The sequence below is a fragment of the Sphingobacterium sp. ML3W genome, assembly GCF_000747525.1.
Taxonomy (GTDB): Bacteria; Bacteroidota; Bacteroidia; order Sphingobacteriales; family Sphingobacteriaceae; genus Sphingobacterium.
This window is the reverse complement of record NZ_CP009278.1, coordinates 3,558,021-3,570,798: the sequence shown is the minus strand read 5'-3', so window position 1 is coordinate 3,570,798 and position 12,778 is coordinate 3,558,021. Positions and strand designations below refer to the sequence as shown.

The window sequence follows — 12,778 nt, the reverse complement described above, 5'->3', positions numbered from 1 at the left end:
TGGTAGCTGTCTAATGATGTACATAACCATTTTCATTTTTGTGTGTTCCAATTGATTTGAATAAAACCAATTATACCGACGTAAACCATTGGGACACCTATTTATAGATCTAATTATGAATAAGAGATTTTTTATTTATGTAGCTATTGCTATACCTATTTTTTTGGCCTGTAATAAACAGGGTTTCCTGGATCAGACCCAATCATCAGAATTGAATGAGCAGGTCGTATTTTCCGATAGTGCCTATACTATTAATTTTTTATCGGGTATTTATAGCGAAATCGGTTTTGCCACCTGGCCGAAACGCTTTGGGGGAGGCGGTTTGGATGCGAGTACCGATGAAGCAGAAGGCGCTGGGTTAGGGAGCGTCAATACATTTATTCAGTTTGCAACCGGAACGGTTAATTCCAATATGATTACCAAAGATGCTTGGACGACCAGTTATACCAATATCCGCCGAGCTAATATTATGCTCAAAAATCTGCCAAACGCTAAGTTTGGGGACAATATAAAAGTACGGACGAAAGCCGAAACACGTTTTCTGCGGGCCTACTATTACTTTATGTTGTTGGAGCATTATGGAGGTATTCCACTGTTGGGGGATAGTGTTTATCAAGCCGACAGTGTTATCCCGTCTACACGGAATACTTATGCGGAATGCATCGATTATATCGTGCAGGAATGTGATGCTGCAGCAGATGATCTTCCGTGGAGCCATAACGGAGAAAATTATGGCAGGATCAATAAAGCGGCCTGCTATGGCTTAAAATCCAGATTGCTTCTTTATGCAGCCAGTCCGCTATTTAATGGTCAGGGACTAGTTTCTGAGGGACCTTTACAAGCTGTTATAGCTTATCCAGATCAAGATAAAAGCCGTTGGGAACGTGCGGAAAAAGCGGCAGAACAGGTGATGGAATCTGGTATGTATGCTTTACATCAAGGAGATAATAGTGAGGCTGGTTATGGTTTTTATCAAGTTTTCCAATTGCGTAAAAACTCAGAATACCTATTAGCCCGTATGCAAAATACCAATCGGGATCTGGAAGGGATCTGGAACCCGCCAACATTCGGCGTATCCAATCCAGGAGCGTATCCGTATCTCGAAACCGCTAATGCTTTCGGTATGAAAAATGGACTATCTATAGATGATCCTAATTCTGGATACGATCCAAAACAGCCTTATAAAGACCGAGATCCCCGATTTAGCAATACCATCACCCGTGATCAATCTTTGGTTTTTCATCGTGATGGTCTGGCTAAAAGACCGGTCAACATTTATATCGATAAAACGAACCCTAATCATGTAGTTTCTGGCCAGGATGCGGTATATAAAGGTACACCAACGGGTTACTATACCTACAAAATGATTAATCGCGATGTTGCTGCCGATTGGTTCAATACGGTTACTCCACGTTGTATGCCAATCATTCGCTATGCCGAAATCTTATTGAACTATGCTGAGGCGCGAAATGAATACTTGGGTATACCAGATGAAAAAGTTTATCAGGCTGTGGAAGATATCCGCAAAAGAGCCGGACTGTCTCCTTATACTCTAACTCCAGGGTTGTCCCAGCAAGAAATGCGGAAGATCATATGGAATGAAAGACAAAAAGAACTGGCTTTTGAAGGTCATCGTTTCTTTGATGTACGCCGTTGGAAAATTGCTGAAAATATGGAGAACCGTCAATTGCATGGTACCGAGCCGGTGCGGACTGCAGGCGATACCCAATACATGACTATCAATGTACGTAAGCGTGTCTTTGATAAACGCATGTACCTCTGGCCAATACCACAGTCTGAAGTGGCAAAATCTATCGACTTATTACAAAACCCTGGTTATTAGCAAAACTGAATGATGAATATCAAAATATTAATGCCATTGGTCTTGACGGCACTAAGCGTCATGACTTTTTCATCTTGTAAGGATGAGATGGCTAAAATTGTAACCGATGAATCCGTGAAAGATATCAGTGGTAGTTGGAAAGTGGTTCAGCTGACCCGCAATGGTGAAGATTTAGGAAAGCGTATGGATCTTGCAAATTTTAAGATTAATTTTAAGTCTGATGGTACCTATACACTAGCCGATCAGCTTCCTTTTATTGTGGATGTTCCGGGTAAGTATGTTTTTAATGATCCCCAATATCCTTTTAGCTTAATCTTAACACCTGAAGATGAGAAAAAGGATATCGCACTCAAGTTTCAGTTTCCGGTTATTGCGGGAGAAAGACAGCTCAGTCTTACTTTTAGTCTTGGTTGTTCCAGTAATATCTATCAATTTAATTTTGAACGCGAAAATTGAAACCTATGAAAAGTTTACTCCAAAAATTGATCCATCCTCTTATGGTTGTTGTCATGTTGTTAACCCTTTTGTTAGTTCAATGTGGTCTTAAGTCCTTGACAGTAACAGTTCCCAAGCAAGCTAAAGCTGGCCAGCAGGTTTCCTTTACGATGCATAGTGGAGCTGAGCCGCGGATTGGGGGCGACGGTAATAATTATACAACTCAGTTGTTGGCAGGTATCATGGTGCCTAAAGGCTGGAATGCACGTAAGAATGCAGTTCTGACTTTCACTAGTCCTAAAGGAAATGGTACCCTGCGAATGATTCCAGATGCTGAGATTGAACCTGTTTCAGGACTTAACTGGCATCAAGCGGCTAAAAAAATGTTTGGTATTGGACCCAACTTGATTGATGACTTTGAGTGGATTGTTTATAGAAGTACACAGTCATATACTTTTGTCAATAATGAAGATATTGATTTTGATGTTAAAGTTTCCTGCCTTGTTGGCGCAGAAAATATGTTGGTCAGTCTGGGGTTTTATGTCGGTTCTTCGATTGAAAATTTACGTCCTGAAGATACTGATTATAAAAAATTTGCTTTTTCGGATGCATTTGAGGTAACTGATGGTGAAGGCGATTTGGTTGATTTTATCAACCCGCAATTGGGTACGGTACAGCCAGTCAAGAGTTTGGACAATGATATCATCACGTTAACTTTTGACGGCGGTGTGACCAGTACCGTATTGGATGGGGTACAACAGGTTTACCTTCAGGTGAAGGCCTTTGATGAAGGAGGAAAGTTGATTGGGGAGGTCAGTGAAAAAACAGAACGTACCCAATTGAAACCTACAGGAGGTAAAAAATTTCTAGTGGACTTATGGCCAAGGGGATACTTTAACCTCAACAAGGGGTCGTATATTGCCTATTTGGAATACTACTATACCGATGCGACGGGTTTTAAAATAGTAGGCTATGGTAATACGGATAAACCTTTCAAATATACGTTCCGCTGCGACTAACCATCGATAGCAATTGATCCAATAAGAACCTAAAAATCTTGAAAATGTTGAATTGTTCCATGAAAATAAATGCAATAACGATTCTCCTGCTTTGTTCAGGTAGCGTTATTGTCCCAGCAGCAGCTTTCCCGATAATAGGGAATAAGCCAATGCTATATAAATATCACAAAAAAGAACCCATCAGGGTGCTGGATGAATATGGTAAACCTTTGGAAGGGGTCAAAATCTATTCACTCCAACAGCAATTGCTCGGTAGTACTGATGAAGAAGGGCGTACCCAAATCGCTGTGACAGATGTGGAAATGGAAATTTTGATTTCTCATCCAGGTTATTATACCAAAAGGATTCAAGCTACAGTAGCTGGTGTGGTTTCTTTAATACCTAATTACTTGGCTGAGGAACCTCTGGTCAATGTGCTGTATGATCAACGGGAAAAAAGTAGTTTGCTCGGTTCCGTGGCTGTTGTATACAATAGTCAATTAAAAAGTACACCCACATCGTTGTATTTGAATGCTTTGACTGGACGGTTGCCAGGGTTTTATACGCAGGAAACCAATGGTTTTAGGAATGCTCGGACAGCAGCTATCACTTCCTTGGATTTAGCGGGATCTTTACCGACCGATGCGACCAAGTACAGCTCCAGTATTAGTGATAATACAGAACTGTTTTTTCAGTTGCGTGGACAAAATCCGGTAACCATTATTGATGGAGTACAGCGGGAAATCTATGCTATTGATCCGGAAAGCATTGAATCCGTAACGGTCGCTAAGGATGCCTTATCGGCGATATTGTTGGGGCAGCGGAGCTCAAGGGGGCTGTTGCAGATAACCACTAAAAAAGGAAAAGTAGGACCGCCTCGGATTTCATTTTCGGCACAACATGGTGTACAGAATCCTTTGAAACAACCGAAACCTTTACATGCAGCACAATACGCCTATCTCTATAATGAAGCACTTTTGAACAGTGGTCGGCAGCCAGTCTATGGACAAGAAGATTTTGATGCATTTAATAACGGTAGTTCGCCTTTGCTTTATCCAAATGTAAACTGGTATGATGCGGTAGTAGGGGGAAGTAATCCGATGAGTAAATACAATTTAGGGGTAAACGGTGGGGTGAAAAATGCACGTTATGCACTTTCTTTAAGTTATTTACGCCAAGACGGTATGTTTAAATCTTCGGATGAATTTGATTATGATACGAATTTGGGTCAAGGCCGGTATCTGATAAATAGTGCTATTGATGTGGATGTGACTAGTGATTTCACCATTGGTTTACAGCTTTTTGGACGTATTCAGGATGGCCGTCAACCGGGTGCGGGAACCCAGAATATCTTGCAGACTTTATACAATACGCCGAATAATGCCTATCCGATATTTAATGATGACGGTACATATGGTGGATCTTCGGTTTACCGGACCAACCTCTATCAACAGGTAACCGGATCGGGTTATTTATTGGACAATACCCGTGATCTTTTGGCCAACTTAGATCTTAACTATAAGCTTGATAAGTGGCTTCCGGGTTTGTACGCTAAAGGGAAAGTCAATGTGTCGGCAACCTCTTCGAGCTTTATTGATCGGAATCGGAAGCAACCCGTTTATGATGCACGCTACAATGATCAGGGTGAATTGGTGTACGTGCGCTATGGTACGATTGCCGACCAACCCAATTCTTTTGCTACTACTTCTACCGCTAATTTTTTCTACTTCCAAGGTGCATTGGGGTATGATCGCCAGATTAATGGAGATCATACTGTGGGTGGAAAGATTTTCTTTGATCGGCAAAATTCTAATTATCAATTTGATCTACCAGCCATTTATACCAATATAGCCGCGACAGGAAACTATGCATACAAGAAAAAATACTTTGCAGAACTTGCGATGAACTACTCGGGATTCAACCGTTTTCAGCCGGGTAGCCGTTATGGACTGTTCTATGCTGCAGGATTAGGCTGGGATCTAGCACAGGAGGGGTTTCTGGAGCAACAAGAAAACTGGCTGGATCAGTTGAAACTGCGCGCTACCTTTGGTCGTACGGGAAATACCAATGAGGGAGCTTTGGGTTATTACAGCTGGCGGGCTTCTTATGGTCAGGACGGTAACAATGGTTATAATTTTGGATCCGAGTATGCTTATGTAAACAGTTTGGTGGAGAAAGGCTTAGCCAATATCGATGCAACCTGGGAAAAGGGTGATAAATTTAATCTTGGCCTAGATGCATCTCTATGGAAAGGTAAATTTAAGTTATCGGCAGAATATTTCCGAGATCATTATTTTGACCTGTTGCAAAAGCGTGGTTCGGACATCGAATTGATCGGTATCGGATATCCGACCGAGAATATCGGGAAGAACTTGTATACGGGTCAAGAGTTGAGTTTGACTTATCAAGATCGCTTGAATAATTTTAATTATTTTATTACGGCAAATGCTTCTCGCATGCGGACTGAAGTACGTTATATGAATGAGGTGTTTCAAAAGTATGATTGGAACCGCCGTACGGGTAAGCCTGTGGGACAGACTTTTGGTTATTTAGCCGATGGTTTGATCCGAAGCCAGGAGGAAGCTGATAAAGCTCCGAGATTGGGCGGGGATCCCGTACAGCCTGGAGATATACGTTTGGTGGATCTGAATGGAGATGGTCTGATCAATATTTATGATCAAACTGCTATAGGTAATACTAATCCCATCTTTTATTATGGTGCAACAATGGGCTTTAATTATACCGGTTTTGATTTCAGTGTACTCTTACAAGGGGTGACAAATCGTAGTTATCAGCAAACAGATTATGCTTTTGGTGCTAATGGTGATGCGCAGGGGTACGATTTTCTACTAGGGCGTTGGACACCGGAAACGGCCGAATCGGCAACTTATCCGCGTTTGAGCATCGGTTCAGATCCGACGAATACACCTTATCTGAATAATTCAAGTTATTGGACACGTTCAGGTTCCTATTTACGGATTCGGAATATAGAATTGGGTTATACGTTGCCGTTTCATATCACGCGAAGCATCAACGTATCCTCATTGCGTTTTTTTACGAATGTCCAAAATCTGTTTACATCCACATCTTACAGTAGATTGGACCCAGAGATCAATGCCAATGGTGCCTATCCTACACAGCGTATTATCAATTTTGGTGTGCAGATCAAATTATAAACTTTAGACACAAATAATGATGAACTATATAAATCTAAAATGGATTGGCTTATTGGGGATAGTTGTGCTTACTTTTTCCTGTAAGAGTGATCTTGAAACAGAGCCTATTGAGTTACAGACGCTTGATCAAGTGTTTGATAAGCGGGATTCTGCCGGAGTAAATGCGAACCGATTCTTAGCGGATTGTTATCGCTTTTTGCCCAGCTTAGGCAATCGTGTAGGGGGCGATTATCTGGATGCAGCTACTGATGATGCGGTATCTTCAAACCCGACGAATACTTCTGTGCAGCAACTGGCTACAGGTACTTATACTTCCGATAGCTACCAAGATGATCAGTGGTCTTCTAACTATCAAGGGATTCGTCGAGCGACGGTCTTTATCAATAATATCGATTATGTTCCATTGAAAGGGAAATTGGAAAATGGTACTCCTTTTAATCGGGTTTGGAAGGCTGAAGCCCGTTTTTTAAGGGCCATGTTTTACTTTGAGTTGGTCAAGCGCTATGGCGGAGTTCCTTTATTGGGTGATAAAGTCTATCAGCTGAATGATGATATGGAGCAGCCAAGGAATAGCTTCCAGGAATGTGTGAATTATATTGTTCAGGAATGTGACCAAATAAAGGATAGTCTACGTATAGATCCGATGAACTTGCAGTTTTTTGGGAGACCTACAACAGCTGCGGCGCTGGCCTTGAAATCCAGGGTGCTCTTGTATGCGGCTAGTCCTTTGTTTAATGGAGGCAATATCGAGCCTGGAAATGAATTAACAGGGTACATGGATTTCTCCATAAACCGTTGGCAGGCTGCTGAAAATGGAGCTAAAGCTATTATGGACATGGGGATTTACAAGTTGGAACCTGAGTTTAAAAAGGTGTTTACCACCCGAAATATGGAACGGATATTTTCCAAACAAGGTGACAACAACACCAGTGTGGAGAATAATAATGGTCCAGTAGGGTATTCTGTGGGAATCAACAATGGCAGAACAAGTGCTACCCAGGAACTTGTGGATGCCTATGGTATGGCCAATGGTTTTCCGATTAATGATCCGAATTCGGGATATGATGCTGAAGATCCGTATTCAGGAAGGGATTCCCGGTTCTACGCAACGATTTTTTATAATGGTACAATGTGGTTAAACCGTTCAGTACAAACTTTTGAAGGTGGAGCCGATAAGCCAGGGGGAACTATCCAGCAGACTAAAACGGGTTATTATGTGCGCAAGTTTATGGGGGATTTTGAAACATCGACAAACTATAGTAACGTAAACCACGACCATATTCTCTTTCGCTATTCCGAAACGCTGTTGAACTATGCTGAAGCTCGGAATGAACGGTTGACCGTTCCTGATGCCTTGGTCTATCAGGCTGTCGAAGAAATTCGGAAACGTGCGGGAATAAATCCTTTCCAGCTGTCTTTAGGAATGAATAAGGATGAGATGCGTGCTGTAATCCAAGATGAACGACGTAAAGAAATGGCTTTTGAAGAACAACGCTTCTACGATGTAAGACGATGGAAAATCGGAGAGGCAGTCTTCAATAAGGAGTTGCATGCAGCGGTCATCTACCAGACTGGCACTGGTCAGATCCGCCAGATGGTTCCAGTGCTGAAGTTGAATTTTGAGAAGAAAATGTACTTAGCACCGATACCATTTAACGAAGTGATTAAAAATCCGATGATGGTGCAAAATCCAGGTTGGTAATCCAATTAATTTCTATTAGCGAACATACGCATGAAAAAAGGTAAATATCTATTACTAATCATATTTAGTACGCCATTCCTTAGTTTGGCGCAGGCTGTGGTCTCTGGTCTGATCAAGAATACGGCCGGTCCCTTGGAAGGGGTGACCATTTTAGAGAAAGGGGGCAATAATCAGGCTCAGTCGAATCAAAATGGGCGTTTCAGTCTGTCCCTGAAAGGAAGTAAAACACTTGTATTCCGTAGCATAGGTTATGCGACACAGGAACGGAAAGTCAAAGATGGAGAGCATTTGGAAATTATTTTGCAATCTAATAGTCAGGATATCAACGAAGTGGTAGTTGTTGGTTACGGTACCACAAAAAAGCTCACGAGCACGGGTGCTGTGAGTTCCATAAAAGGGGCCGAAATAAGACAGGTGCCAACTTCGAGTGTGCAGAATGCACTTTCTGGCCGACTGCCAGGTTTTGTTTCTGTGCAACGTTCGGGACAACCTGGACGTGATGCTTCCGATTTTTATATTCGCGGTGTCAGTTCGCTCAATCCAGATGGTAATCAGCCTCTGATTATCGTTGATGATATCGAGTACACCTATGAGCAGCTATCTCAGATTAATATGAATGAAATCGAAAGCATTTCTATTTTAAAGGATGCTTCTACGACTGCTGTTTTTGGAATCAAGGGTGCGAATGGGGTATTGGTCGTTAAGACGCGACGTGGAATGTCTGGAAAACCCAAAATCAATGTTCGATTGGAATCCGGTATGCAAAGCCCGGTGAGCAAATTGGATTTTTTGAATGCCCATGAGAGCGCGCTGCTCTGGAATGAAGCAATTGCCAATACGGTTGGAGACAATACCCATCAACCGTTTAGCGCCAGTTCACTGGAACATTTTCGTACTGGGGATGATCCTTATGGACATCCTGATATAAACTGGTATAGTAAAATATTTAAGCCAAGAAGTCTACAGTATAATAGTAATGTCGATATCTCTGGTGGTAGCGAAAGTATTAAGTATTTTATTTCTGGTGGAGCTTTCTCCCAAGATGGTAATCTTCATAATTTTGAGAACGAAGGAGACAAGGTCAATAACAATTACTATTATCGTCGCTTTAATCTTCGGTCTAATCTGGATGTACAGGCTACAAAGAGCTTAAAATTACGATTGGATTTTAGAGCCAATTTCAATAATATAAATAATCCGCGTGCGGGAAATATCGTTGGCGAAATATTCAGTTTCAATAAGATACGTCCGTGGTCTGCACCATTCCTCAATCCGAATGGTTCATACGCTTATGCAAGCGATACACAGGAACTGCTGCCAACGATAAATGCACGTTTGGCAACCTCTGGTTATAGCTTGAATCGTCGGAATGATATCAATATCCTGTTTGGTGGAACTCAGGAGCTCAATGCGATTACTAAAGGCCTGTCTTTGTCCACTCGCATTGCCTATGCTAGTATCGAATCGAATGGTCGCGAACAGAGCCGTGATCAAATCCCGGTGTACAAGTACTTTCCTGAATCCGACGCTTATCAGTTAAAAGGTGGAGCGCCGTATGTCTTGGATAACTACACTTTGCGCGCCTATCAGGGGGATTACAATAGCCGAGTGAATGTACAAGCAAATTTGAACTATACTCGTGCGTTTGGCGATCACCATATCAATACTTTATTGTTATATAATAGAGAGTCTTACAAGACAAAAGGAGATAAGATGATCAATTGGATTCCTCAGAATTTTCAAGGGTTTACCTTCCGTACAGGATATGATTATCAAGAGAAATATCTGGTGGATATGACCGTAGCTTACAATGGCTCTGATCGTTTTAAATCTGATAAACGCTATGGTGTGTTTCCTGCAATTTCAGCAGGCTATAATCTCGCTAAGGAAGGGTTCTTTCAAGATAACTTTGCTTTTGTCGACCTATTCAAACTGCGTGCCTCTTATGGAATCGTTGGTTCGGATAAAGTAGCAGGTGATCGCTATCTATACCAACAGGTGTACAATGAAGGCGGAGGTTATTCTTTCGGCGAAACGCATCAACCTGTAGGGACAATCTATGAGGGAAATTTAGGAAATAGTAATGTGACTTGGGAAAAGCAAAAATCTTTTGATGTTGGATTAGATGTCAGTGTGTTCAAAAATAAATTTTCTTTGGTACTGGATTATTTTAATAATATCCGTTATGATCAGCTGGTGAATTCACAATCATTGCCTTTGCATATTGGGGTAGGGGTTTCACCGACTAATATCGCGCGCGTACGAAATAAAGGTGTTGAGTTTGAATTGAACTATAATGATCATATTGGTGAATTCAATTATAGTTTGAAAGGGGTATTGACTTATTTCAAAAACAAAGTGTTGTTTCAGGACGAGCCTATGCCGGCCTTCCCGTGGTTGCAGGTGACTGGGCATCAGGTTAATCAGCCTTTTGGGTATTTGTCCGATGGTTTTTATACGGAGGATAACGTGGAGGCGAGTCCTAAACCTGCTGGTGCTTATGAGGTGCGTCCAGGTGATTTGCGATACAAAGACTTGAATGGGGATGGACTGATCGATGATTATGACAGAACGGCAATTGGGAAGCCGAATATTCCGAATACAAGCTTTGGTTTAACTTTGGGAGGTAGCTATCGCGGGTTTAGCTTTAGTGCTTTGTTTCAAGGTACTACGGGTTATAGTTTTAGTGTGCAAGGTGCAGGCATAGAGCCTTTTCAAAGTCAGTTTCAGCCGATACATCAGCAACGTTGGACACCGGAGACAAGGGCTACTGCAAAGTTTCCACGCTTGACAACTAATCCGACAACAATCAATAGCCCATCGTCTTATATGTCTGATTTTTGGTTGATAGATGCGACATATCTACGGTTGAAATCCTTGGAATTTGGATATCAGTTGCCGGAGCGCTGGTTGCCTTTCAAGATGAATAATGCGCGTATCTATTTGAGCGGTTATAATTTGTTTACGTGGACAAATTATTCACTTTATCAACAAGATCCTGAAGTGACATCCAACACCGCAGGTGATGCCTATCAAAATCAACGTGTTGTTAATTTAGGAATTTCAATAGGGCTTTAGCGATAAGGTTGTAGTATGTGAAGTTTAAATCAACTGTTTGTTTTTGCGTCATCACTAACTATGTAGATAATTATAATCATTAATATTTTTTAATTAAAAGCGCTTGAAACAGCATATCGTTTTAAGCGCTTTTTTAATAAGATTGGAAGACCAAGTTAATCTAATTGAGCTTCCTCATTTTTATAGCTGAAAAGCTAGTAACTAAAAGTGTTTCTGTTTTTTTGAAAGCTTGGAAGGGAGCTAAGTTGAAAGTTACATTTCCTTTTGAATCATACCGCTTTAGATAGTAAAACCAGGTAATAGTTTTGTTTTTCTAAATTTAGTTATATTTTTGAAATGCAGTTTTATGCTTGACTACTAAAATGACCAATTAAACAGCTATCGCTTCGTTGATTTTTTACTACATCTTTTAAATAACCTAAATGAATAGCGTACCTAATAAATCATATCGATTAGAATCGTTGGATATACTCCGCGGGTTTGATCTATTTTTACTTGTTGGTTTGCAACCTATATTGGTCGCAATTGGCCAGGTCTGGGATAATGAGTTTTATCATGGCTTTTTGTATCAATTTGATCATGAAATATGGGCTGGTTTCCGGTTGTGGGACCTGATTATGCCCCTGTTTTTGTTTATGACTGGTGTAACAATCCCTTTTTCATTGGATAATAAGAAAGGAGGAGCAGGAGGACCGATTTACCGCCATATTTTAAGACGGTTCTTGATTTTATGGTTATTGGGAATGGTCATGCAAGGAAATCTTTTGTCTTGGGATTGGCATCAATTTAAATTGTATTCCAATACATTACAAGCAATCGCCATGGGTTATGCGGTGACAGCTGTCCTATACTTTAATCTAGGCATCCGGAAAATCGTTATGATGGCAATTTTCTTACTGGTTGTATATGCAGTACCATTTATGTTGGAGGACAATTTTTCGGAACAGGATAATTTTGCAATCCGCTTGGACCGAATGCTGTTGGGTAGATTTATGGATGGGGCATATTGGGGAGATGGGCAAGTAGTTTTCTCTCAGCATTATAACTATACATGGTTGTGGAGTAGTTTAACTTTTTCAGTCACTGTGATGATGGGTTGTCTGGCCGGAAAGCTGATGAAAGATGGGGTAAAGGTTATTCCAGAACAGGTGTTTCGTCAGTTGATATGGTTAGGCGTTATTTGTATCGGACTGGGATTATTGTGGAGTATACAAATGCCGATTATAAAAAGGATATGGACGAGTAGCATGACGCTTTTCTCAGGTGGAATTTGCTTTCTGCTGATGGGGTTGTTTTACTATATCATCGATTTAAAGAAAATAGTTAAACCTTTTCAATGGCTTAAGCTTTATGGTATGAATTCCATTGTCGCCTATTTTTTAGGTGAAATGCTCAATTTTAGATCAGTGGTGCATTCCCTGACTTATGGTCTGGAGAGTATGCTACCTCAATATCAAGAGTTGATTTTAACAATAGGTAATTTTACGCTTGTATTTTTACTGCTATTAGCACTATATAAAGCGAAGGTTTTTGTGAAAATATAGTA

At 41.0% G+C, this 12,778-nt stretch carries 7 protein-coding genes; all 7 read left to right on the top strand.

The genetic code is table 11. The features are described from left to right. Nucleotides 1-115: 115 nt before the first annotated feature. The 7 genes from KO02_RS15270 to KO02_RS15240 all read left to right on the top strand — a co-directional run bounded on the left by KO02_RS15270 (nucleotide 116) and on the right by KO02_RS15240 (nucleotide 12,776). On the top strand, nucleotides 116-1,843 hold the full coding sequence (locus KO02_RS15270) for a RagB/SusD family nutrient uptake outer membrane protein (RefSeq protein ID WP_038699634.1): 1,728 nt from the start codon (nucleotides 116-118) through the stop codon (nucleotides 1,841-1,843). A gap of 9 nt (nucleotides 1,844-1,852) precedes the next feature. After that, a complete protein-coding gene (locus KO02_RS15265; protein ID WP_038699632.1) occupies nucleotides 1,853-2,299 on the top strand; it encodes a DUF5004 domain-containing protein in 447 nt (148 codons plus the stop codon). 5 nt (nucleotides 2,300-2,304) lie between these two features. Then, nucleotides 2,305-3,297: a DUF4961 domain-containing protein gene (locus KO02_RS15260; RefSeq protein WP_038699630.1), complete on the top strand. Its 993-nt coding sequence runs from the start codon at nucleotides 2,305-2,307 to the stop codon at nucleotides 3,295-3,297. Nucleotides 3,298-3,356: 59 nt separating this feature from the next. Then, complete coding sequence (locus KO02_RS15255) at nucleotides 3,357-6,452, top strand: SusC/RagA family TonB-linked outer membrane protein (RefSeq protein WP_081918403.1); 3,096 nt, start codon at nucleotides 3,357-3,359, stop codon at nucleotides 6,450-6,452. 16 nt (nucleotides 6,453-6,468) lie between these two features. Then, on the top strand, nucleotides 6,469-8,154 hold the full coding sequence (locus tag KO02_RS15250) for a RagB/SusD family nutrient uptake outer membrane protein (RefSeq protein WP_038699628.1): 1,686 nt from the start codon (nucleotides 6,469-6,471) through the stop codon (nucleotides 8,152-8,154). Between the two features lie 30 nt (nucleotides 8,155-8,184). Further along, nucleotides 8,185-11,232: a SusC/RagA family TonB-linked outer membrane protein gene (locus tag KO02_RS15245; protein ID WP_038699626.1), complete on the top strand. Its 3,048-nt coding sequence runs from the start codon at nucleotides 8,185-8,187 to the stop codon at nucleotides 11,230-11,232. Nucleotides 11,233-11,654: 422 nt separating this feature from the next. Further along, nucleotides 11,655-12,776: an acyltransferase family protein gene (locus tag KO02_RS15240; RefSeq protein WP_038699624.1), complete on the top strand. Its 1,122-nt coding sequence runs from the start codon at nucleotides 11,655-11,657 to the stop codon at nucleotides 12,774-12,776. Nucleotides 12,777-12,778: the final 2 nt, after the last annotated feature.

Excerpts from the sequence above, each read along its gene's own strand:
- KO02_RS15245 (WP_038699626.1), top strand. The coding sequence starts at position 8,185 with ATGAAAAAAGGTAAATATCTATTACTAATCATATTTAGTACGCCATTC.
- KO02_RS15250 (WP_038699628.1), top strand. The coding sequence starts at position 6,469 with ATGATGAACTATATAAATCTAAAATGGATTGGCTTATTGGGGATAGTT.
- KO02_RS15255 (WP_081918403.1), top strand. The coding sequence starts at position 3,357 with ATGAAAATAAATGCAATAACGATTCTCCTGCTTTGTTCAGGTAGCGTT.
- KO02_RS15270 (WP_038699634.1), top strand. The coding sequence starts at position 116 with ATGAATAAGAGATTTTTTATTTATGTAGCTATTGCTATACCTATTTTT.
- KO02_RS15240 (WP_038699624.1), top strand. The coding sequence starts at position 11,655 with ATGAATAGCGTACCTAATAAATCATATCGATTAGAATCGTTGGATATA.
- KO02_RS15265 (WP_038699632.1), top strand. The coding sequence starts at position 1,853 with ATGATGAATATCAAAATATTAATGCCATTGGTCTTGACGGCACTAAGC.
- KO02_RS15260 (WP_038699630.1), top strand. The coding sequence starts at position 2,305 with ATGAAAAGTTTACTCCAAAAATTGATCCATCCTCTTATGGTTGTTGTC.